This window comes from Streptomyces rishiriensis (assembly GCF_003112535.1).
Classification (GTDB): domain Bacteria; phylum Actinomycetota; class Actinomycetes; order Streptomycetales; family Streptomycetaceae; genus Streptomyces; species Streptomyces rishiriensis.
This window is the reverse complement of the sequence record NZ_BEWA01000008.1, coordinates 323,065-344,337: the sequence shown is the minus strand read 5'-3', so window position 1 is coordinate 344,337 and position 21,273 is coordinate 323,065. Positions and strand designations below refer to the sequence as shown.

Here is a 21,273-nt window from a genome sequence, read left to right as displayed (position 1 = left end):
GGCTCGCGTGAGGGCCGGGTCCGGGGCGGGCCCTCGACGGTGCCGGACGGTCAGCTTGCGAAGTCCAGCAGGACCTTGCAGGAGCGCTCCCGGTCGGCCGCCAGCGCGAACGCCGACTCCGCCTCCGACACCGGCGCCACCGCGCTGATCAGCCCGTCGAACGCGGGCTGTCCCGCCAGCAGCGCCAGGGCGTCGTCGAACTCGGCGTCGAAGCGGAACGCACCGCGCAGCTCGATCTCCCGGCCGACCACCAGGTTCCCCGCGAACGGGCTCTGCCCCGGCGGCAGCATTCCGAGCTGGACGACGGTGCCGCCGCGCCGCACCCGCCGCAGACAGGCGTCGAGCCCCGCGGCCGCTCCGGACGCCTCGACGGCCACGTCCGCCTCCGCCTCGTCCGGCCGGGCCGGATCCGCCGGATCCGCCGGATCCGCCGGATCCGCGGCGAGGACGGTCGTGTCGGCGCCCGCGGCGCGCGCGTACCCGAGCGCGGCCGGCAGCAGATCCGTCACGGTCACCTGGGCCGCGCCCGCGGCCTTCGCCGCCGCGACCACCAGGCAGCCGATCGGTCCGGCCCCCGTGACCAGGACGTGGCGGCCGGCCACCGGGCCGGCCCGCCGCACCGCGTGCAGCGCCACCGACAGCGGCTCGGCGAGCGCGGCCCGCCGCGACGGGAGTCCCGCGGGAAGCGGTCGTACCTGATCGGCGGGAACGACGATCCGGGCCGCGAACCCGCCCTGGACGTGCGGCGTGCGGGCCGCGCTGCCCAGGTAGCGGGCGTCCCGGCAGATGTTGCGCCGGCCCCGCGCGCACTCGGGGCACGTCCCGCACGGGGTGGCGGGGTGCACGGCGACCTCGGCGCCGGCCGGGACGCCCCGCGGCGCGGGGGAGCCGTGCGCGAGCACCGTCCCCACCACCTCGTGCCCGAGCACCATCGGCTCGCGCAGCCGGAAGTCGCCCACCCCGCCGTGCCGCCAGTAGTGCAGGTCGGAGCCGCAGATCCCGCCGTAGCGGACGGCGACCAGCACCTCGCCCGGTCCGGGCGACGGCGTCGGGAGCTCCTCGACGCGCAGGTCGCCCCGACCATGGATCACACAGCCCAGCATCCGCCGCACGTCCCCTCAGAGCACACTCGTCATACCGCCGTCGACGTACAGCACCTGACCGCTGACGAAGTCCGCCGCGGGAGAGACGAGGAACAGCACCCCGCCCACCAGGTCCTCGGTGCGGCCCCACCGCCCGGCCGGGGTGCGGCGGCGCACCCAGGCGCTGAACTCCTCGTCCTCGACCAGGGGCCGGGTCAGCTCGGTCTCGATGTAGCCGGGGCCGAGCCCGTTGACCTGCACGCCGTACGGACCCCAGTCCGCGCACATGCCCTTGGTGAGCATCTTCAGCGCGCCCTTGGTGGCCGCGTACGGCGCGATGCCGGGCCGCACCACCTCGCTCTGCAGGGAGCAGATGTTGACGATCTTCCCGTGGCCGCGTTCCGTCATCCGGCGGGCGGCTTCCCGCCCCACCAGGAACGCGCTGGTGAGGTTGGTGTCCAGCAGCCGGTGCCAGTCGGCGTCCGCGAACTCCAGGAGCGGGGCGCGCAGTTGTACGCCCGCGTTGTTGACCAGGATGTCGAGCGGACCGACCCGTTCCTCGACGTCGGCGATCCCGGCGGCGACGGACGGGCCGTCGGTGACGTCGAAGGCGGCCGTGTGGACCCGCTCGCCGGGCAGCTCGGCGGCGGCCCGCTCCAGACGCCCGGCGTCGCGGCCGTTGAGTACCACCGTGCAGCCGGCCTCCGCCAGGCCCCGCGCGAGGGCGAGGCCGATGCCCCGGCTGGAGCCGGTGACCAGCGCCGTTTGGCCGCCGATGTCGAACAGGGGATGACTCATCCGCGTGCCCCTCTCCTTCTCCTCAAGTCCCGCGATTCCTTCTCCGCAAGCCCCGCGATCTCCTAGACGACGAGCGAGATCAGCAGGACCAGGCCGCCGGCGACCACCGAGATGATGGTCTCCATGACCGACCAGGTCTTGATGTTCTGGCCGACGCTCAGCCCGAAGTACTCCTTGACCAGCCAGAAGCCGGCGTCGTTGACATGGCTGAAGAACAGCGAGCCGGCGCCGATGGCCAGGACCAGCAGGGCGGTGTGCGCGGTCGACATGTCGGCGGCGAGCGGCGCGACCAGGCCGGCCGCCGAGATCGTCGCCACGGTCGCCGAACCGGTCGCCAGCCGGATCGCCACCGCGATCAGCCAGGCCAGCAGCAGGGCCGGTATCGACCAGTCCTTGGAGACCTCCAGGACCATCCGGCCCACGCCGCAGTCGATCAGCGTCTGCTTGAAGCCGCCGCCGGCGCCGACGATCAGCAGGATGCCCGCGATGGGCGCGAGCCCCTTGTCCACGAGGTGCGAGATCCGCTCCTTGCTGAACCCCGCGGGCCGGCCCAGCGTGAAGATGCCGACGAGCACGGCGGCGAGCAACGCGATCAGGGGCGAGCCGACGACGTCGAACACGCGCTGCACGGTGTGCTCGGGGTCGTCCACGACGATGTCGACGAGTGCCTTGGACAGCATCAGCACGACCGGCAGGAGGATGGTGGCCAGCGTGGCGCCGAAGCCGGGGCGCCTCTCCAGCTCCTCGGAGGGCCGCTGCGGTGTCATGCGGTCGGGGGCGGGGACGTCGACCCAGCGGGCGGCGACCTTCGAGAACAGCGGACCGGCGATGACGACCGTCGGCACGGCGACGAGCACGCCGAACGCCAGGGTGACGCCCAGGTTGGCGCCGACCGCGTCGATCGCGACCAGCGGACCGGGGTGCGGCGGGACGAGTCCGTGCATCACCGACAGCCCGGCCAGCGCCGGGATGCCGATCCGCATGAGCGAGTAGTTGCCCCGCTTGGCGACCATCAGCACCACCGGGATCAGCAGCACCACGCCGACCTCGAAGAACAGCGGCAGGCCGATCACGGAGGCGATCAGCACCATCGCCCACGGCATCGAGCGCCCGCCGGCCTTGGCGAGGATCGTGTCCACGATCTGGTCGGCGCCCCCGGAGTCCGCGAGCAGCTTGCCGAGGATCGCGCCCAGCGCGATCAGCACGCCCACCCCGGCGACCGTGGAACCAAGCCCGGCGGTGAAGGAGGCGATGGTCTTGTCGAGGGGCGCCCCGGCGAATGCGCCGAGCGCGAGCGAGCCGACGGTCAGGGCCAGGAAGGCGTGAAGCTTGAACTTGGTGATGAGCAGGACGATCAAGGCGATGCCTGCCAGGACGGCGATGCCCAGCTGCGCGTGGCCGGCCGAGGTGATCGGCTCGACCGTGTCCGCCGCCAGCATCTCGACGCTGAGTCTGGTCACGGGGGTTTCCTTGCGGTTATCGGTGACGGGGGAGGGTGAGGGGGTTACGCGGCCGGCTCGGGAAGGGCGGCGAGCGCCGTCACGGCCCGGCCGGCGATGGCCTCCGGGCTGCCGGAGACGTCGACGGCGACGCCCGTCTCGTCGGCCTGGAGCGGCTGCAGCGTGGCGAACTGGGAGTCCAGCAGCGCGGTCGGCATGAAGTGACCCTGCCGGTGCTCCATGCGGTCCTCGATCAGGGACCGGTCGCCGGCCAGGTGCACGAAGACGACTCCCGGGGCCGCGGCCCGGAGCCGGTCGCGGTACGCCCGCTTCAGCGCCGAGCAGCTGACCACCCCGCCGAGCCCGGCCCGCTCGTCCGCCCAGGCGCCGATGGCGTCGAGCCACGGCCACCGGTCGTCGTCGTCGAGCGGGGTGCCGACCGACATCTTGGCGATGTTGGCCGGCGGATGGAAGTCGTCGCCCTCCGCGTACGGGACGCCCAGCCGGGCGGCGAGCAGCGGACCGATGGTGGTCTTGCCCGTGCCGGCGACGCCCATCACCACGACGACCTGGGGGGTGCGCATCTTCGCCTCGCTGTCTTCATCGACACCTGACGCCAACGGGCGCCGACGACACTGAAACCGATTAGGTACGACGAATTCAAGAGGCTGTGATGAATAAGTCTGACTTTTTAGCTTCGTGATCTACCGCGTACTCTGAGTGCATGACCACTCCGGGCCGGGGTCTGCACGGCCGAGTACTGGACGCCCTCGGGCCCGCGATCACCGCGGGTGAGTACCCGCCGGGCAGCGTCCTGCGCACCGACGAACTGGCCCAGCGCTTCGACGTCTCCCGCTCCGTGATGCGCGAGGCGGTCCGTGTGCTGGAGTCCATGCACCTCGTCGAGTCCCGCCGCCGCGTGGGCGTCACGGTGCGCCCCAGGGCCGAGTGGAACGTCTACGACCCGCAGGTCATCCGCTGGCGGCTGGCCGGCGCCGACCGCCCGCACCAGCTGCGCTCGCTCACCGTCCTGCGCTCGGCCGTCGAGCCGGTCGCGGCGGGCCTGGCGGCGACGCACGCCACGGCGGAGCAGTGCGCCGAGCTGACGCGGTGCGCACTGGGCATGGTGGCCACCTCACGCGGCCACCGCCTGCAGGACTACCTGGTCCACGACGTCGCCTTCCACCGGATGATCCTCGTCGCGTCCGGCAACGAGATGTTCGCCCGGCTCGGCGACGTCGTCGCGGAGGTGCTGGCCGGCCGCACCCATCACGAGGTGATGTTCGAGGACCCCGACCCGGCCGCCGTCACGCTGCACGTCCAGCTCGCCGAAGCGGTCCGCGAGGGCGACCCGGTGCGCGCGGAACGGCTCACCCGCGAGATCACGGTCGGCGCGCTCCAGGAACTCGACATCCTGGCGCCCTGACCTGCCCGCACGCGCCCTGACCCGCTACTCGGGGAACTCCCCGTCCACGTACGCCCACGCCCCGTCCACCCGCTCGAACCGGCTGCGCTCGTGCAGCGCCCCGCCCCGGTAGGACGCCCGGAACTCCACCACGCCGGACGTGTGGAACGCGGTGCCGTCGGACGTGGCGAGGATCTCCAGACCCGTCCACCGCATCCCGGGGTCGAGCTCCAGCCGCTCCGGCCGCGTCCGCGGATGCCAGGTCCGCAGCAGATAGGGCACGTTCCCCCGCACGAACGCGCTGTAGCGCGAACGCATCAGCGCCTCGGCGGTGGGTGCGGCCACGGCGTCGCCGCCCGCGTGGAAGCGCCCGCAGCACGCCTCGTACGACGAGGGCAGACCGCACGGACAGCCGGCGGACACGGAGGCGGGGGTGGCGGAGGCTCGCCGCCGCGGACGGGCGGTACGTCGGACCATGCCCCCATTGTGCCCGCCCCCTCGCCCCGGAGGGACGCGGGGACCACGACGCCCCGAACGCGGCCGCCGCAGCCGGACCGCCCATCGCCGACCACCCCTCGCCGGGCCGGGCCGGTTCGCCACCGCGTCCCGGCGGAGCGTTACGCCGACTCCGCGCCGCGGCGCGGCGTCAGGACCGGCAGCGGAGGCAGCGCCGTCCGGTACACCCAGGCCTCGAACAGGTCCTCCAACAGGCCGTCCAGCGGGTCCGGGGCGAACCGGGCCACGTGCGCGGTGAGCGTCGACGTCGTCACCGCCCCGCCCCGGTGCAGGGACAGCCAGGCGCGCAGCATCCGGAAGAACGCCTCGTCGCCCAGCGCGCAGCGCACCGCGTGCACGGTGAGGCCGCCGCGCTCGTAGAGCCGGTCGTCGAACATCGACTTGCGGCCCGGGTCGGCCAGCCGCAGATCCTGCGGCTGCGCCGCCAGCGACCGGTGCGCCACGGCGGCCAGTTGCTGTGCGCTGCGGCCGCCCGAACGCTCCGACCACAGCCACTCCGCGTACTTGGCGAACCCCTCGTTCAGCCAGATGTGCCGCCAGTCGGCGATCGACACGCTGTTGCCGAACCACTGGTGCGCCAGCTCGTGCGCCACCAGCCGCTCCGAACCCCGGGCCCCGTCCACGTGGTTGGCGCCGAACAGCGACAACCCCTGCGCCTCGACGGGGACGTCGAGCTCCTCCTCCGTCACCACGACCGCGTACTCGTCGAACGGGTAAGGCCCGAAGAGCTGTTGGAAGAGATGCATCATCCCGGGCTGGCGCGCGAAGTCCCGCGAGAACGCCGCCAGCAGATGCGCCGGGATGTGACCGTGCTGCGGCACCCCGCCGAGCCCCGGATCGCCCAGCAGGACGGTCTGGTACTCGCCGATGGACAGGCCCACCAGATAGCTCGACGTCGGCGCCGACTGCTCGTAGACCCAGGTGGTCGTCGAGGCCTTCGCCGTCCGCGTGAGGAGCCGCCCGCCCGCCACCACCGAGTACGCGGACGGCGTCGTGACCGATATCAGATACGACGCCTTGTCCGCGGGCCGGTCGTTGCACGGGTACCAGGACGGCGCCCCCACGGGCTGGCTCGCCACCAGCGCCCCGTCGTCCAGCTCCTCCCAGCCGATGCCGCCCCACGGACTGTTCACCGGCTTGGGGTTGCCCGACCAGTGCACCTCCACCGTGAAGGCCGCCCCGGCGCGGATCGGCTTGGCGGGACGGATCCGCAGCCGGCCGCCCCGATGCGTGTAGTGCGGCTGTCGGCCGTCCACCCGCACCCGGCCGATCTTGAAGTCGGCCAGGTTCAGCTGGAACTCCGCCAGCGGCGCACGCCCCGCGATCGCGTTGATGCGCGCCGCGCCCGACAGCCGGTTGGGGCCGGGCCGGTAGTCCAGCGTGAGCTCGTAACGGTGCACCCGGTACCGGGGGTCACCGTTGGCCGGGAAATACGGATCCGGCCCGACCGTCTGCTGAACTGCCACGTCCCCGTCCGCTCCCTGACCTGTGCTCGAACCACCCGTCGCCGGTACACCGCTCACCGACTCCGAGTAGCCCCTCCTCAGGGACGCCATGCCTCGATCGGGTTGCCGAGCCAGCGGGTGTCGTCCGGGACGGACTCCGCGGCCATGACGAGCGACGCGGGACCCAGGGTCGTCCGGGCCCCGATCGTGCTGCCGGGCAGCACGATCCCGCCAGGGCCCAGCGTGGCGCCCTCACGGAGGACCACAGTATCCGTCCGCAAGATCCGGTCGTGGAAGAGGTGAGTCTGCAGCACGCACCCACGGTTGACCGTGGCGCCGTCCTCCAGCGTCACCAGGTCCGATTCGGGCAGCCAGTAGCTCTCCACCCACACGCCCCGGCCGATCCGCGCCCCGAGACCGCGCAGCCACGCCGTCATCACGGGCGTCCCCGGCACCGCACCCGCCAGCCACGGCACGGCCACCACCTCGACGAACGTGTCCGCCAGCTCATTGCGCCAGACGAAACCGCTCCACAGCGGGTGCTCACCGGTGCGGTGGCGGCCGACCAGCGCCCATTTGGCGACGACGGACACGAGCGCCGCCGCGACTCCCGTGCCCAGCAGCACCACGCCGGCCAGCAGGGGCGCCCACGCCCCCAGAGCGCACAGCACGGCCACCGTGGCCACGCCCAGCGCGGTCGAGCACAGCACCGGCACGATCCTGCACAGCTCCACCAGCGCCCGCGCCCACAGCAGCCGCGCGGGCGGCTCGTAGGTACGGCTGTCGTCGGAGTCCGCCGCGTGCCGGGGCAGCTTCACCGGCGGCAGCCCCAGGTACGAGGTGCCCTTCTTCGCCTTCTTCGGCGTCGCCGACAGCACACCCACCAGCCCGCCGTCCGGCACCGACCTGCCCGGCGCGGTCATCCCCGAGTTCCCGAGGAACGCCCTGCGCCCGATCTCCGCGCGCCCCACGCGCACCCAGCCGCCGCCCAGCTCGTACGGTGCGGTCAGCGTGTCGTCGGCCAGGAACGCGCCCTCGCCGACCGTCGTCAGACTCGGCAGGGCCAGGACCGTCGACACCTCGGCGCCCCGCCCGATCCGCATGCCCAGCAGCCGCAGCCACACCGGCGTGACCAGCCCGGCGTACAGCGGGAACAGCGTCTCGCGCGCCCGGTCCATCAGCTGGGTGGCCGTCCAGGCCTGCCAGCCCACCCGCCCGTGCGCCGGGTGCGTGCCCTCGCGCAGCCCCAGGCTCAGCAGCCGGACGGCGACCAGCACCAGCAGCGCGTACGCCGCCCCGTAGGCCAGCGTGGCGGGCACGAGCGCGACGGCCGCACCCCGCACGGCCTCTCCGAGCCCGTCGCCGGGCGTCACGAACAGCGAGGCCACCAGCAGCGCCGCCGCGCCCGACAGCACGGGAAGCAGCGTCAGTCCGAGCCCCGACACGCCGTACATGGCCCGCCAGTACCGGCTCTGCGGCGGCCGCTCCTTGGGCCAGTTGCGCTTGGCCTTGCCGAGCTTGACCGCCGGCGCCCCCGCCCACCGCTGACCGGTGGGGATCTGCCCGGCGACCGCCGAGCCCGGCGCCACCTCGGCCCGCTTGCCGACACGGGCGCCCGGGAACAGCGTGCTGCGCGTGCCGACGACGGCGTGCGCGCCCACCTTCACCGTGCCGATCTCCAGCCGGTCGCCGTCCAGCCAGTAGCCGGACAGGTCCACCTCGGACTCCACGGCCGCGCCCCGGCCCAGCTTCAGCAGGCCGGTGACCGGCGGCAGCGCGTGCAGGTCGACGTCGGGGCCGATCTTCGCGCCCAGCGCCCGCGCGTACCGCTGCAGCCACGCCCCCGTCAGCGCGGTCGCCCCGCTGAAGTCGGCCAGCCGCTCAGCCGCCCACAGCCGCACATGGACCGAGCCGCCCCGCGGATGCCGGCCGGGCCGCACGCCCCGCAGCAGCAGCCGCGCCCCGCCCGCACCGAGCGCGAGGCGCCCCGGCGGACTGAAGAACAGCAGGAGCCCGGCGGCCACCAGCCACCACGGAGCGGTCGGCAGCCAGCCGTACGCGGGCAGCAGATCGCCCAGCGCGGTCAGCGCGACCGTCCAGCGCAGCCCGAGCAGGGTGAACAGGGGCAGGAGCAGCAGCAGCTGCAGGAACTGCGTCCGCTTCGGCACGGGCGCGATCGTGCGCGTGCCGGCGTCGTCCTGGGCCGAGGCCTCCAGGCGCCGGGCCAGCTTGCGCAGCGTCGGCCGCGCGTAGACGTCCAGCACCGCGGCGTTGGGATAGCGGGTGCGCAGCCGGGTGGTGAGCTGGGCCGCGCCCAGACTGCTGCCGCCGATCGCGAAGAAGTCGTCGGAGGCGGAGGCGACCGGGATGCCCAGCACCTCCGTCCACTGCTCGGCGAGCCAGGCCTCGGTGCCGTACAGCTGCTCGACGCGGCCGGCGGTCTCCAGCCCCTCCAGGGGCCAGGGCAGCGCGTTGCGGTCGACCTTCCCCGACGTGCGCGTCGGCAGGTCCTGCACCGGCGCCAGCAGCGGCACCAGGGCCGCGGGCAGCTCGGCGCGCAGCCGCTCCACGGCCGCCGCCTGGTCCCAGCCCTCCTGCGTGACGACGTACCCGACGAGGAGCTGGTTGCCGCTGCGGGCGGTCCGCACGGCCGCGGCCGCGCCCGCCACGCCCGGCAGCGCCTGCAGCGCCGCGTCCACCTCGCCCAGCTCGATGCGCCGTCCGCCGAGCTTGATCTGCTCGTCGGCCCGGCCGAGGAAGACGAGCCCCTCGGCGTCCGCGCGCACCAGGTCGCCGCTGCGGTACGCCCGCTCCCAGCCCAGCGACTCCAGCGGCGCGTACTTCTCGGCGTCCTTCTCGGCGTCGAGGTAGCGCGCGAGCCCGACTCCGCCGATCACGAGCTGTCCGCTGCCGCCCAGGGGCACCGGCTCGCCGGCGTCGTCCACGACCGCCAGCTCCCAGCCCCTGAGCGGCAGCCCGATCCGGACCGGCTCCTCGCCCGACATCAGCGAGGCGCAGGCGACCACGGTCGCCTCGGTCGGCCCGTAGGTGTTCCAGACCTCCCGCCCCTCCGTCACCAGGCGCTGCACCAGCTCGGGCGGGCAGGCCTCGCCGCCGAAGATCAGCAGCCGGACGTCGTTGAGGGTCTCGGGTTCCCACAGCGCGGCCAGCGTCGGCACCGTGGAGACCACGGTGATCTCCTGCTCCACCAGCCAGGGCCCCAGATCGGCGCCGCTGCGGACCTGGGAGCGGGGCACGGGCACCAGACAGGCGCCGTACCGCCAGGCGAGCCACATCTCCTCGCACGAGGCGTCGAAGGCCACCGACAGTCCGGCCATGACCCGGTCGCCGGGCCCGATGGGCTCCTCGGTGAGGAACAGGGCGGCCTCGGCGTCCACGAAGGCGGCCGCGCTGCGGTGGCTGACGGCGACGCCCTTGGGCTTGCCCGTGGAGCCGGAGGTGAAGATGATCCAGGCGTCGTGCTCGGGCCCGGGGCGCGCGGCGGCCGCCGTCGCGGACGTGCCGTGGACGGTGATCTCGTGCCCGGCGCCGATGACGGCCCGCACGTCGGCCTCGCCGAACACCAGCTCGGCCCGCTCGTCGGGGTCCTCGGCGTCCACCGGGACATAGGCCGCGCCCACGGCGAGGACGGCCAGGATCGCCACGTAGAGGTCGTTGCTGCCGGAGGGGACGCGCACGCCCACCCGGTCGCCGAGCCCGGCCCCGGCGGCGGCGAGCCGGCGCCGGAGGTTCTCCACCTCGACGGCGAGGGCGCGGTAGGTGAGGGAGGCGACGCCGTCGTCCAGGGCCGGCTCGTCCGGGAACGACCGCACCGTCGCGTCGAGGACGTCGACCAGGGTGCGGGAAGAGGCGGCGGGACCGCCGGAGAAACGGGCGGTGTCGCCGAGTTGTGCGCGGATTTCTTCGTCGAGCAGGCCGAGAGCGCTGCTCTCGTGTGTGGCTGCCATCGGTCCTCGCGTCTCGATCCCGGAAGCCTCCGGGGCGCCGGCGGGCCCGCAGGTCTGCCTGGGGTTGTCCGGTCCAGCTCCGTAACAAGCCGGATATTTTAGTACGACGCTAGGCACCCCCGTCGGCGACGGCCACTCGGGACGGCCGCACGGGGAGCCGGGGAAGATCGTCGAGACGCCTCTGACCTGGGCGGTCACGGCGACGGGGAGACTTGCCCCACATCGGCGGAAACCGCCGCCACACCGCCCCCATACCCCCGCTTACGCCCCGTCGCCGCCCGCCTGCGTCCAGTAGCCTCACAGTTCTTCGCTCGTCTGGCGGGAGGCGCACATGGCGCTGACGGACCGTACGCAGCCCTTTCTGTACGCGCTGGCGCGGCCCTTGCGGGAGGACCTGCTGCGGCTCGGTTCGGAACGCCCCTTCGCCGCGGGCGAGCACCTGATGCGGGAGAGCGAACCCGGCAGGAACGTGGTCGTCCTGCTCGACGGATGGTCGGCCGTCTCGATCAGCACCGGCCGCAGCTCCTACCGGCTGCTGCTGGCGCTGCGCGGCCCGGGCGAGCTGGTGGGCGAGATGGCGATGGTCGACGGTTCACCGCGCAGTGCCACGGTGACCGGAGAACCGCCCACCTCCCGCTGCCCCTCGAATCGCCCGAACCCCCCGCGTCGTCGCCTCCGCCTCCCACGTCGGCCATGCCCCCCGCAGTCCCCACGCCCTCCGCACTCCCCAGGCCCTCCGCACCCCCCGCGTCCGTCGCGTCGTACAGGCAGCCCACTCCGCCCGCACCCGTCGGCCCCGGCCTGGCGGTGCCCCCCAGACCGGACCGCCCCCCTGCCTCCGTTCCCCGCGAACCGCACCGCCCGGAACCTGCGCGGCCGTCGGAGCAGCAGTGGCAGGCGACCCTTCGGGAGGCGCTCGACGTCCCGTTCCTGAACGCCCGGCCGGAGCCGCGGACCATCCGCAGACGCCGCAAGGCGGTCCAGCCGATGGAGTCGCATGTCCGCGAGACGCTCGTGCGGCAGCTGTGCGAGCCGTTCGGCCCGCGCGCCGTGGACCATCGCAGGCAGCTCAGGAACAGACTGCTGGCCGAGCCCTCGGTGACCGACGTGGTGCACATCCTGGGCCGGACCCTGACGTGCCAGGCCCAGAACATGGTCCTCGGGACGCTGGGGGAGCGTGAGTACACGGAGGAGGAGCTGGGCGAGCTGTGCCGGGGCCTGCTCGGCGAGCGTCTGCTGCTGAGGTCGTGGCCCTCGGACCCGGACCCGGTCCTCGCGTTCCATCTGCAGGCGCGGGCCCTTCGTGTGGCCCAGTGGCTGCTCTACTGGCTGGTCGCGCCGAAGGCCGAGCGGCATCTGCCGGCGGTGGAGGGCTTTCTCGCCGAACTGGCCGCGTCCGAGGAGTTCGTCGACTGCCAGCTCCTGGAGGACATCCTCGTGCGCTGGCCGACCGATGTGACCGATCTGCCCCCCAGCGCGCTGCGCGTGGCCGTGCGAGGCCTGTACGAGCGGCACGCCCTGTGGGTCCCCGCCCCCGAGCCTCCCGGCTGACCACGCAGAAAGGGTGGTTCCGGCCGACCGGCCGGAACCACCCTCTCTGACTCTGTGTCCGAGGGGGGACTTGAACCCCCACGCCCGATAAAGGGCACTAGCACCTCAAGCTAGCGCGTCTGCCATTCCGCCACCCGGACAAGGTGTCTGTCGTGCGGGGTTTCCCCCGCGGCGACGTCGTAAACATTACCAGGCTTTCCGGGGTGCCCGATCACAGCAGGTCGGCCGCCCCGCGTCCGGTCGGGCGTGAACTGCGTGTGACGGGCCGGGACCGGTCTTGGGCCGGGAGGGGGAGAGGGGGAGGATGAGGGGGACCCACCAGCAGTGACAGCGGGAGGAACCAGCGTGAGCGCGACGGACGACACGGCCAGGAGCGTCACCGGCGAGGACGAGGTAGTGGACCTCTGCCGCGAGCTGATCCGGATCGACACCAGCAACTACGGCGACCACTCGGGCCCGGGTGAACGCAAGGCGGCCGAATGGGTCGCCGAGAAGCTCGCCGAGGTGGGCCTCGAACCGGAGATCTTCGAGTCCCACCCGGGCCGCGCCTCCACGGTGGCCCGCATCGCGGGCGAGGACCCGTCGAGGCCCGCGCTGCTCATCCACGGCCACCTCGACGTCGTCCCGGCCAACGCGGCCGACTGGACCCACCACCCCTTCTCGGGCGAGGTCGCCGACGGCTGCGTGTGGGGCCGGGGCGCGGTCGACATGAAGGACATGGACGCGATGACGCTGGCCGTGGTCCGCGACCGGCTGCGCTCCGGGCGCAGGCCCCCGCGTGACATCGTGCTCGCGTTCCTGGCCGACGAGGAGGCCGGCGGCATCTACGGCGCCCGCCATCTCGTCGACAACCACCGCCACCTGTTCGACGGCGTCACCGAGGCGATCAGCGAGGTGGGCGGGTTCTCGTTCACGGTGAGCGAGGAGCGGCGGCTCTACCTCATCCAGACGGCCGAGAAGGGCATGCAGTGGATGAAGCTGACCGTGGCCGGCACCGCCGGGCACGGCTCGATGATCCACCGGGACAACGCCATCACCGAGCTGTCCGAGGCCGTCGCGCGGCTCGGCCGGCACACCTTCCCCGTGCGGGTCACCAAGACGACCCGGGCCTTCCTCGACGAGCTCGGCGACGCGCTGGGCACCGAGCTGGACCCCGAGGACATGCAGTCGACCCTGGCCCGGCTCGGCGGCATCGCCAAACTGATCGGCGCGACCCTGAGCAACACCGCCAACCCGACCCAGCTGGGCGCCGGCTACAAGGTCAACGTCATCCCCGGCGAGGCCACCGCGCACGTCGACGGGCGGTTCCTGCCCGGGCACCAGGAGGAGTTCCTGGCCGACCTCGACCGGATCCTCGGTCCGAACGTGCGCCGCGAGGACGTGCACTCCGACAAGGCCCTGGAGACGTCCTTCGACGGAGCCCTGGTCGAGGCGATGCAGTCCTCGCTGCTCGCCGAGGACCCGACGGCGAAGGCCGTCCCCTACATGCTCTCCGGCGGCACCGACGCCAAGTCCTTCGACGATCTCGGCATCCGCGGGTTCGGCTTCGCCCCGCTCAAGCTGCCGCCGGAGCTCGACTTCGCCGGGATGTTCCACGGCGTGGACGAGCGGGTGCCGGTGGACGGGCTGAAGTTCGGGGTGCGTGTGCTGGACCGCTTCATCGACGCCTCCTGAAAAAAATGTCCCGGTGGGACGAGGTTTCGCCGGGCTTCGGACGGGCGAAGAAAATCGGCCGTCTGTACGGGCGCGACTGGGAAGAGTGAATGCGCCGATAAACTCGTAGCCTCATTAATTCCGCCTCGTTACTGGTGACATGCGATCCGCTGCTTGGGGTCGCTTTGCCAACAAGGAGGAATAATGATCAAGAAGGTCGTCGCTGCTGCGGCTGCCACTGGTGGGCTGGTTCTCGCGGGTGCGGGCCTCGCCGTCGCCGACGCCGGTGCCCAGGGCGCCGCGGTGGGCTCCCCGGGTGTGCTGTCCGGCAACGTCATCCAGGTTCCCGTGCACGTCCCGGTGAACGTCTGCGGCAACACGATCTCGGTGATCGGGCTGCTGAACCCCGCCTTCGGCAACACCTGCGTCAACGACTGACGTCGACCCGCTGAGGGGTCGTCCACACCGTCGGCCCCGGAGCGCACCCCATGCGCTCCGGGGCCGACCGGTCTTTTCCCGAAGGAAAGGCCGAAGACTTCGAAAATCCCGGATAAATCGAACAGCTGCAATGATGGCGAGCAATTCGGGACGCGGACGAAATGGAAAGCAGGGATTCAGCAATGCGACAGGTCACCCGCAAAAGCCTCATGACCGTGGCGGCGGCAACGGGGGTGATCGCCGCCGCCGGCGGCTACGCCCACGCCGACTCCGGCGCGAACGGCTACGCCACCGACTCGCCCGGCGTCCTGTCGGGCAACTCGGTGCAGGCGCCGGTCAACGTTCCCGTCAACGTGTGCGGCAACACCGTCGACGTCGTCGGGGCGCTCAACCCGACCTTCGGCAACTCCTGCGCCAACAAGAGCGGCGGCACTCCGTCGCGCGGTTACGGCGAGCAGCGAGGCGGCGGCAGCCACGCCGGAGGCCAGGGCGGCAGCCACTACGGCGGCCACAACGGGGGCTACAACGGCGGTCACAACGGGGGCTACAACGGCGGCCACAACGGGGGCTACAACGGCGGTCACAACGGGGGCTACAACGGCGGTCACTACGGCGGTGACGCCGGCGGTCACTACGGCGGTCACGGCGGCTCCGGGGGCGCGCAGGCGGGCGGCCACACCGGCGGGTCGCCCGGCGTCGGCTCCGGCAACCACGTCCAGGCGCCGATCGACGTTCCGGTGAACGTGTGCGGGAACAGCGTCGACGTCGTCGGGATCCTCAACCCGAGCTTCGGCAACGACTGCGCCAACGACGGCGGCTCCGGCATGCACACGCCGCCGTCGCGCGGCCACGAGACCCCGGGCAAGCCCGGTGGGCACGACCACGGCAAGCCGGGCGACCACGGCCAGTCCAGCTCGTCCCACCCCGGCGGCGTGCCGTCCACCTCGCATCACGTGACGCCGGTCGGCGCCTCGTCCGTCCACCTGCCCGCAGCCCACGCCGCGCAGCTCGCGCACACGGGCAGCGAGATGCCGATGGGCCTCGTCCTGCCGGTCGGCGCGGGCGCGCTGCTCGCGGGCGCGGTGCTCTACCGCAAGGCGCGTCCCTCGGCGTAAGCACGAGGGGCGCCCACAACGGAGCGGGCCCCGCCACGGCGGGGCCCGCTCCGTTTTCCGCTTCTCACCTCACCACGTGGCACGCACCTGGCGGATGATCCGCCGGCGCAACCGCACCCGGCGGCTGCCGTCACGCAGCAGGCTCAGGCGGTCCAACTCCCAGTGTCCGTACTCGGCATGGTCGGTCAGCAGTCGCGTCGCCTCCTTGCGGGAGACCCCGCGCGGCACGTAGACGTCGACGAATTCGTATTCCGGCATCGCATCTATTGTGCGGGCTGGGGCCCGGTACGGATAGCGTCTGCACTATGTCTGATGCTGCGCAGCCCACCGCTGCCGAGGTACGCGCCGCCGCCGAGGCGGTCAAGACCGCGCTCGACCGCCACCTGGCCGCGGTCGAACGCAGGACGGGAGAGGACGACCCGGCTGTCAACGAGGCGTTCAACGAGCTGGCCGCGGCCGCCGAGGTGTACGACGAACTGCTGTACGACCGATACGACGAGGTCACGCCCTTCGAGATTCCTGGCGCGGAGGACTCCCTGCCGCCCTACGAGGGACCCGAGGAGCCGAACGCGCTGAGCGTGCTGATCCGCCGCGACTACGCCGTCGCCGAGCCGCAGCGGCTGCTGGCGCAGGCCCAGCGGGTGGAGGCGGCGGACGACGAGGCGGCGGGGGCCGAGGTCGCGAGCACCGTGCACGGTGCGCTGGGCATCCTGTTCGGCGAGTTCGAAGCGGACGAGATCGCCTCCCGGCACAAGGAGTTCGGCCTGGAGGAGGGCGACTCCACGCTGTGGGTGCTGGCCGCCGACGAACCGGCCGAGCCGGGGGAGTGGCTGGAGGCGCCGTTCGACGACGCCGACCCCGGGCGCGTGGTCTGCCGCTTCGACGCGAGTTCGGTCTTCGACGAGCTCGACGACGACACCGACGACGATCTCGCGGACGACATCGAGGACGAGGAACTGGAGACGCTGGACGCGGACCGCTAGCCGACGACGGACGCGGACCGCCGGTTGACGACGGACCGAGCCCGACGACGGACCGAGCCCGACGACGGACCGAGCCTGATGACGGACCACGACCGGCGGTGGCCGATGCCGGTGATCGGCCGCCCGCGCCTGACGGCACGGGCCGCCCGCGTCTGCTGACCGGCGGTAGGACGGCGGCGGTCGCGAAGGGGGAGACCCTTTCGCGACCGCCGCCGTTCGTGCTACTCCGCCGCCGGGAGCTGGGTGCGCAGCAGTACCGGCAGCCGGGTCGTGCGCGGCTTCGCCGGAACCTCGGCGACCGCTCGTGGCAGGGCCTGCTCCACTCCGTGCACCACGGACAGATGGCGCTCCGCCCGGCCGAAGGCCGTGTACACCCAGGGGCGGGACAGGGCCTGCGCCGCGTCCCCGGGCAGCACCACGACCGCCGCGGGCCACCGGCTGCCCGCCGCCTGGTGCGCGGTGAGCGCCCATCCGTGGCGCACGGTCTGCTCCACCCGCTCCCTCGGGACGACGACGGAGCCGTCCGCGCAGGTCAGGTGCAGTCCGTCCGCGTCGGCCGTCAATACCCGGCCCGTCACCGTACGGCCCGGCGCGGGGGAGTAGGCGATGCGATCGCCGGGGTCGAAGCCGCCGAAGCGGCCGGGGCCGGGATTGAGCCGTTCCTTCAGCGCGGCGTTCAGGGCGCGCGTGCCGGCCGCGCCACCGTGCCCCGGGGTGATCACCACCGCTTCGTCGGACGTGATCCCGAAGGCCCGCGGCACCGAGTCGGCGAGCAGCTGCACGGTCCGGTGGACGGCCTCGCCCGCGTCGCGCACCGGCACGATCACGATCTCCTTGCCCGGTGCGTCGACCTGGTTCAGCTCGCCGACGCCGACGCCGGACACCAGCTCGCCGAGCGGCCCGGGGTCGGGGGTGCGCGAGGCGACCTGCGGGCAGGCGCGCGCCGCGAGCAGGTCGGCGAAGACCCGGCCGGGCCCGGCCGACCACAGCACCGCCGGGTCGCCGCTGAGCACCAGCCGCGCCCCGTCCGGGAGGGACTCGGCCAGCATGGCGGCGCTCTCCACATCCAGTTGCGGGGCGTCGAGCACGATCAGCAGGTCGAGCGCGAAGGCCCCGTCGCCGTCCCGTCCGGGGCCCTCGGCTCCGGCGAGGAGACCGGGGACGGTCACGACCGCGCCGTCCGCGGCCCGCTCGCCCAGGAGGGCCGTGAACCGGCGCAGGCCGTCCGGGGTGTGGCAGGCGGCGACGGCACGCAGCCCCCGCTCCCGGGCCGCGGCGAGCAGCGCGGCGGGTTCGGCACGGGCGGCCTCGCCCCCGGTGTGCAGCACCAGGCCGTGCCCCGCGACGGCGCGGATCAGCTCGGCGGCGCTGCCGGAGGCCGCGGCGGTCGCCGGATCCCACGGCGCGGACGCCTCCTTGGCCAGGGAGTTGACGACGCGGGCCAGTGCGTCGGCGAGGCTCTCCTCGGCGAGCGCGTAGCGTTCCAGGCCCACCAGGACGCGGACCGGCCGGTCAGCCCCGCTCTCCTCGCCCTCCGCACCCTCGTGGCCCTCGTCGCCCGTCATGGTGTCCGCCGTCGGCCGGCCTGCCGTGGGCGCGTCCAGGGCGTCCTGGAAGACGAGGGCCTCTCCCTCGGCCAGGGTGCTCTGCACGGCCGCGTCGGCGTCCGGCACGGCCTGCCGGACGAGAGCGGCGGTGAGCGTGGGCAGCTCCAGGGCGGTGTGCCCGGCCAGCGCGGCCTGCTCCAGCAGCCGGACCGTCAGCGCACGGCCGCGCCGCTCGTCGTCGGGGGCGCACTCCGGGCCGAGCAGCGCCCGCGCGAACCCGTCCGCCTGCTCGGGGCGCACGCCGGGGACGCGCAGCAACTGCCACGGATCCTCGCGCAGGACGTCCTCGGCGCCCTCGCCGAGCACGGCGGCGGCCTGCGGCGCGAGCGCCTCGGGTGCGCCGCCGCCGGCCAGCACGCGCCGTACGCCCTCGACGGCGTCCGCCGCCGGAGCCGGCCGGGCGACGGCCTCGGCGGGCGCCTGCCGCGGTCGCCGGACCGGCTCCGGAGCGGGGCGGCGCGGGGCGGGTTCCTCGCCGAAGACGGTGGCCGGGGCAGTGGCCCCGCCCTCCACGGCCCGTACCGCCGCCAGCAGGTCGGCGGCCTTTCCGCTGAGCTTGGCCCCGGCGGCGATGGGCGCCGCCTTCTCGGCCTTGCGCCGCTCGATCCGCTCCCGCTCCAGTTTCTGCGCGGCGAGCTCGGCCTGTGCCTCGGAGAGCTGCGCGGCGGCTTCCGCCTCGGCGGCTTCCGCCTCGGCGGCCTCCGCCGTCGTGGAAGCACCGCCCTCGCCGCCTTCGCCGCCCGCGCCGGTCTCGGTCGCTTCCGAGCCGCCCGCGCCCTCAGCCTCGTCCGTACCGCCCGCGCCCGTGGCCGCGCCGGCATGCACGTCCTCGGCGCCGGCTGCGACCGGCGTCCCGGGCTCCTCGGCGGCGTCCGGCTCCGCCGTCGCGGCGTTCTCCGTGCTCTGCGGGGAATCCGGCTCCGTGCTCACAGCGTGCTCCAGTCGTGATCGGGATAGCGGTGCACGGGCGCCGACACATCGTCGAGGGCCCGGCAGATCTCGTCAGGAAGACTAAGCGCCTCCACTGACAAAGCCGCCGTGAGCTGCTGCGCGTTGCGCGCGCCGACGATCGGGGCGGCCACGCCGGGCCGGTCGCGGACCCAGGCCAGGGCGACCTGCAGCGCTGTCACCGCCAGGCCGTCCGCCGCCGTCGACACGGCGTCGACGATGCGGCTGGCGGTGTCGTCGAGGTAGGGCTCGACGAACGGCGCGAAGTGCTCCGAGGCGCCGCGCGAGTCGGGCGGCAGGGCGTCGCCCCGGTACTTGCCGGTGAGGACGCCCCGGCCGAGGGGAGAGGAGGGCAGCAGACCGATGCCCAGGTCCAGTGCGGCAGGCAGCACCTCACGCTCGATGCCGCGCTGCAGCAGCGAGTACTCCATCTGCGTCGCCGCCAGCCGCGTCCGGGCGCCCGGCGCGGCGAGCTGCCAGGTGGCCGCCTTGGCCAGTTGCCAGCCGCAGAAGTTGGAGACGCCCGCGTACCGGGCGCGACCGCTGGCGACGGCGATGTCGAGGGCTTGGAGGGTCTCCTCCAGCGGGGTGTCCGGGTCGAAGGCGTGCACCTGCCAGATGTCGACGTAGTCCGTGCCGAGCCGGGAGAGGGAGGCGTCGAGAGCGGCGAGCAGGTGACCCCGCGAGCCGTCGAAGCGCCGGTCCGGGTCGGGCACGCTGCCCGCCTTCGTCGAGATGATCAGGTCCCGGCGCGGCACCAGCCCGTCTATGAGCCGCCCGAGCAGGTACTCGGCGTCCCCGTCGCCGTACACGTCGGCCGTGTCGACGAGGGTCCCGCCCGCCTCCCAGAACGTCTTCATGACGTCCGCGGCGTCGTGCTCGTCGGTGTCGCGTCCCCAGGTGAGGGTGCCGAGCCCGATGCGGGACACACGCAGGCCGGTGCGACCGAGATGCCTCTGCTCCATGGACGCCGAGATTACTGGCCAGAACTGGGCAGTGGGTTGCCTGTGGACAACCGGGTTCCGGGACGGCGAACCCGGCTCTGTGCAGGCCGCGACCCCGGCGCCGGTCCGCGCGACCCTCGCCACACCGCTCTCCCGGGCCCGCGCCCCCCGCGCTAAGGTCTGCCCAACAGCGTCGTTACTGATCAGTAAGGGGATCGGCCATGCAGCTCGGGATCAACCTCGGCTACTGGGGTGCCGGAATGGACGGCGACAACCTCGCCGTCGCCCAGGAGGCCGACCGCCTCGGCTACGCCGTCTGCTGGGCCGCCGAGGCCTACGGGTCGGACGCGGCCACCGTGCTCACCTGGGTCGCCGCGAAGACCGAGCGGATCGACGTCGGCTCGGCCATCTTCCAGATCCCCGCACGGCAGCCCGCCATGACGGCGATGACCGCCGCCACGCTCGACTCGCTCTCCGGCGGCCGCTTCCGTCTCGGTCTCGGCGTCTCGGGACCGCAGGTCTCCGAGGGCTGGTACGGCGTCAAGTTCGACAAGCCGCTGTCCCGCACCCGCGAGTACGTCGAGATCGTCCGCAAGGCGATGACGCGTGAGCGGCTGTCGTACGAGGGCGAGCACTGGACGCTGCCGCTGCCGGACGGCCCGGGCAAGCCGATCAAGCTGACCGTGCACCCCGAGCGCGAGCACATCCCGCTGTACATCGCGGCGATCGGGCCGAAGAACCTCGAGCAGACCGGCGAGATCGCCGACGGCGCGCTGCTCATCTTCCCCTCCGCCGACCACCTCGAGGACACCGCGATCAGGCATCTGCGGGCCGGGCGCGAGAAGGCGGGCAAGACCCTGGAGGGCTTCGACGTCTGCCCGACGCTGCCGCTGGCACTCGGCGAGGACAAGGACGTCGAGCGGCTCGCCGACACCTTCCGCCCCTACACCGCCCTCTACGTGGGCGGCATGGGCAGCCGCAAGCAGAACTTCTACAACCAGCTCGCGCAGCGGATGGGGTACGAGGCGGCGGCCGCCGACATCCAGGACAAGTACCTGTCCGGCGACAAGCAGGGCGCGGCGGCCGCGGTCCCCCACGAGCTGATCGACCGCACCACGCTGCTGGGTTCGGTGGAGCGGATCGCCGACCGGATGAAGGCCTATGCGGCTGCCGGCGTCACCACCCTGACCCTGGCCCCCGCGGGCTTCGCCCTGGAGGAGCGTCTCGCCTCGCTGCGGGCGGGTGTGCAGGCCGCGGAGCTGGCCGGCCTGGCGTAGCCGGGCGGCGAGGGATCGTCGACAAGGGGCGCCGGCAAGCGACTCCGACAGGGCTCCCGGCGAGCGATCGCGGAGAGGGGCTTCAGCGGCCGTGGTGGGGGCTC

General features: G+C 73.4%; 18 protein-coding genes and 1 tRNA gene. 8 read left to right on the top strand and 11 right to left on the bottom strand.

The genetic code is table 11. From position 1 onward, the window contains the following. Positions 1 to 50: 50 nt before the first annotated feature. From Sri02f_RS15840 to Sri02f_RS15825, 4 genes are all read right to left on the bottom strand, one after another. Entirely contained in the window at positions 51 to 1,103 is a 1,053-nt protein-coding gene (locus Sri02f_RS15840) for an L-idonate 5-dehydrogenase (protein ID WP_109001931.1), read from the bottom strand. A gap of 15 nt (positions 1,104 to 1,118) precedes the next feature. After that, positions 1,119 to 1,880, bottom strand: a complete 762-nt coding sequence (locus tag Sri02f_RS15835) for an SDR family oxidoreductase (RefSeq protein ID WP_109001930.1) — start codon at positions 1,878 to 1,880, stop codon at positions 1,119 to 1,121. 62 nt (positions 1,881 to 1,942) lie between these two features. Continuing rightward, positions 1,943 to 3,340: a GntT/GntP/DsdX family permease gene (locus tag Sri02f_RS15830; RefSeq protein ID WP_109001928.1), complete on the bottom strand. Its 1,398-nt coding sequence runs from the start codon at positions 3,338 to 3,340 to the stop codon at positions 1,943 to 1,945. A gap of 44 nt (positions 3,341 to 3,384) precedes the next feature. Next, positions 3,385 to 3,903 (bottom strand): gluconokinase, encoded by a 519-nt coding sequence (locus Sri02f_RS15825; protein ID WP_109001926.1) that lies wholly within the window; start codon positions 3,901 to 3,903, stop codon positions 3,385 to 3,387. Positions 3,904 to 4,043: 140 nt separating this feature from the next. On the opposite strand from Sri02f_RS15825, the gene Sri02f_RS15820 reads away from it, so the two are divergent. Continuing rightward, positions 4,044 to 4,745: a FadR/GntR family transcriptional regulator gene (locus Sri02f_RS15820; RefSeq protein ID WP_109001924.1), complete on the top strand. Its 702-nt coding sequence runs from the start codon at positions 4,044 to 4,046 to the stop codon at positions 4,743 to 4,745. Between the two features lie 24 nt (positions 4,746 to 4,769). On the opposite strand, the gene Sri02f_RS15815 is transcribed toward Sri02f_RS15820, so the two are convergent. The 3 genes from Sri02f_RS15815 to Sri02f_RS15805 form a co-directional block, all read right to left on the bottom strand. Next, on the bottom strand, positions 4,770 to 5,201 hold the full coding sequence (locus Sri02f_RS15815; protein WP_109001922.1) for a YchJ family protein: 432 nt from the start codon (positions 5,199 to 5,201) through the stop codon (positions 4,770 to 4,772). A gap of 140 nt (positions 5,202 to 5,341) precedes the next feature. Then, the gene (locus Sri02f_RS15810) at positions 5,342 to 6,706 is read right to left on the bottom strand and encodes a M1 family metallopeptidase (RefSeq protein WP_109001920.1); all 1,365 of its coding nucleotides are present in this window, start codon (positions 6,704 to 6,706) and stop codon (positions 5,342 to 5,344) included. A 77-nt stretch (positions 6,707 to 6,783) separates the two neighbouring features. Further along, the gene (locus tag Sri02f_RS15805; protein ID WP_109001919.1) at positions 6,784 to 10,653 is read right to left on the bottom strand and encodes a Pls/PosA family non-ribosomal peptide synthetase; all 3,870 of its coding nucleotides are present in this window, start codon (positions 10,651 to 10,653) and stop codon (positions 6,784 to 6,786) included. 331 nt (positions 10,654 to 10,984) lie between these two features. On the opposite strand from Sri02f_RS15805, the gene Sri02f_RS43625 reads away from it, so the two are divergent. Further along, on the top strand, positions 10,985 to 11,587 hold the full coding sequence (locus Sri02f_RS43625; protein WP_109001917.1) for a cyclic nucleotide-binding domain-containing protein: 603 nt from the start codon (positions 10,985 to 10,987) through the stop codon (positions 11,585 to 11,587). A 53-nt stretch (positions 11,588 to 11,640) separates the two neighbouring features. Then, positions 11,641 to 12,204, top strand: a complete 564-nt coding sequence (locus Sri02f_RS15795) for a hypothetical protein (protein ID WP_109001915.1) — start codon at positions 11,641 to 11,643, stop codon at positions 12,202 to 12,204. A gap of 55 nt (positions 12,205 to 12,259) precedes the next feature. Here Sri02f_RS15795 and Sri02f_RS15790 read toward each other — a convergent pair. Beyond that, positions 12,260 to 12,344: transfer RNA gene (locus tag Sri02f_RS15790), tRNA-Leu, on the bottom strand. A gap of 205 nt (positions 12,345 to 12,549) precedes the next feature. Here Sri02f_RS15790 and Sri02f_RS15785 point away from each other — a divergent pair. The 3 genes from Sri02f_RS15785 (at position 12,550) to Sri02f_RS15775 (ending at position 15,410) form a co-directional block, all read left to right on the top strand. After that, on the top strand, positions 12,550 to 13,878 hold the full coding sequence (locus tag Sri02f_RS15785; RefSeq protein WP_109001913.1) for a M20/M25/M40 family metallo-hydrolase: 1,329 nt from the start codon (positions 12,550 to 12,552) through the stop codon (positions 13,876 to 13,878). A 183-nt stretch (positions 13,879 to 14,061) separates the two neighbouring features. Then, the gene (chpH, locus tag Sri02f_RS15780; protein ID WP_109001911.1) at positions 14,062 to 14,295 is read left to right on the top strand and encodes a chaplin ChpH; all 234 of its coding nucleotides are present in this window, start codon (positions 14,062 to 14,064) and stop codon (positions 14,293 to 14,295) included. A gap of 182 nt (positions 14,296 to 14,477) precedes the next feature. Then, positions 14,478 to 15,410 carry a chaplin gene (locus Sri02f_RS15775; protein WP_109001910.1) on the top strand — a complete coding sequence of 311 codons (933 nt, stop codon included), beginning with the start codon at positions 14,478 to 14,480 and terminating at the stop codon, positions 15,408 to 15,410. A gap of 69 nt (positions 15,411 to 15,479) precedes the next feature. Here the strand turns inward: Sri02f_RS15775 and Sri02f_RS15770 are convergent, their stop codons facing one another. Beyond that, the gene (locus tag Sri02f_RS15770) at positions 15,480 to 15,668 is read right to left on the bottom strand and encodes a DUF5703 family protein (protein WP_014671721.1); all 189 of its coding nucleotides are present in this window, start codon (positions 15,666 to 15,668) and stop codon (positions 15,480 to 15,482) included. Between the two features lie 47 nt (positions 15,669 to 15,715). Between Sri02f_RS15770 and Sri02f_RS15765 the strand changes: the two genes are divergently transcribed. Then, on the top strand, positions 15,716 to 16,393 hold the full coding sequence (locus Sri02f_RS15765; protein ID WP_109001908.1) for a hypothetical protein: 678 nt from the start codon (positions 15,716 to 15,718) through the stop codon (positions 16,391 to 16,393). Between the two features lie 221 nt (positions 16,394 to 16,614). Here Sri02f_RS15765 and Sri02f_RS15760 read toward each other — a convergent pair whose 3' ends face one another. After that, the gene (locus Sri02f_RS15760; RefSeq protein WP_109001906.1) at positions 16,615 to 18,930 is read right to left on the bottom strand and encodes a helix-hairpin-helix domain-containing protein; all 2,316 of its coding nucleotides are present in this window, start codon (positions 18,928 to 18,930) and stop codon (positions 16,615 to 16,617) included. Then, positions 18,927 to 19,913 (bottom strand): aldo/keto reductase, encoded by a 987-nt coding sequence (locus Sri02f_RS15755; RefSeq protein ID WP_109001904.1) that lies wholly within the window; start codon positions 19,911 to 19,913, stop codon positions 18,927 to 18,929. Before Sri02f_RS15755 ends, Sri02f_RS15760 begins: the two co-directional genes overlap by 4 nt. 200 nt (positions 19,914 to 20,113) lie before the next feature. On the opposite strand from Sri02f_RS15755, the gene Sri02f_RS15750 reads away from it, so the two are divergent. Beyond that, positions 20,114 to 21,169, top strand: a complete 1,056-nt coding sequence (locus Sri02f_RS15750; RefSeq protein ID WP_109001902.1) for an LLM class F420-dependent oxidoreductase — start codon at positions 20,114 to 20,116, stop codon at positions 21,167 to 21,169. The last annotated feature ends 104 nt before the right edge of the window (positions 21,170 to 21,273 follow it).

Coding starts and splice junctions, on each gene's coding strand:
- Sri02f_RS15840 (WP_109001931.1), bottom strand. CDS start 1,103: ATGCTGGGCTGTGTGATCCATGGTCGGGGCGACCTGCGCGTCGAGGAG.
- Sri02f_RS15835 (WP_109001930.1), bottom strand. CDS start 1,880: ATGAGTCATCCCCTGTTCGACATCGGCGGCCAAACGGCGCTGGTCACC.
- Sri02f_RS15825 (WP_109001926.1), bottom strand. CDS start 3,903: ATGCGCACCCCCCAGGTCGTCGTGGTGATGGGCGTCGCCGGCACGGGC.
- Sri02f_RS15820 (WP_109001924.1), top strand. CDS start 4,044: ATGACCACTCCGGGCCGGGGTCTGCACGGCCGAGTACTGGACGCCCTC.
- Sri02f_RS15815 (WP_109001922.1), bottom strand. CDS start 5,201: ATGGTCCGACGTACCGCCCGTCCGCGGCGGCGAGCCTCCGCCACCCCC.
- Sri02f_RS15805 (WP_109001919.1), bottom strand. CDS start 10,653: ATGGCAGCCACACACGAGAGCAGCGCTCTCGGCCTGCTCGACGAAGAA.
- Sri02f_RS43625 (WP_109001917.1), top strand. CDS start 10,985: ATGGCGCTGACGGACCGTACGCAGCCCTTTCTGTACGCGCTGGCGCGG.
- Sri02f_RS15795 (WP_109001915.1), top strand. CDS start 11,641: ATGGAGTCGCATGTCCGCGAGACGCTCGTGCGGCAGCTGTGCGAGCCG.
- chpH (WP_109001911.1), top strand. CDS start 14,062: ATGATCAAGAAGGTCGTCGCTGCTGCGGCTGCCACTGGTGGGCTGGTT.
- Sri02f_RS15775 (WP_109001910.1), top strand. CDS start 14,478: ATGCGACAGGTCACCCGCAAAAGCCTCATGACCGTGGCGGCGGCAACG.
- Sri02f_RS15770 (WP_014671721.1), bottom strand. CDS start 15,668: ATGCCGGAATACGAATTCGTCGACGTCTACGTGCCGCGCGGGGTCTCC.
- Sri02f_RS15765 (WP_109001908.1), top strand. CDS start 15,716: ATGTCTGATGCTGCGCAGCCCACCGCTGCCGAGGTACGCGCCGCCGCC.
- Sri02f_RS15755 (WP_109001904.1), bottom strand. CDS start 19,913: ATGGAGCAGAGGCATCTCGGTCGCACCGGCCTGCGTGTGTCCCGCATC.
- Sri02f_RS15750 (WP_109001902.1), top strand. CDS start 20,114: ATGCAGCTCGGGATCAACCTCGGCTACTGGGGTGCCGGAATGGACGGC.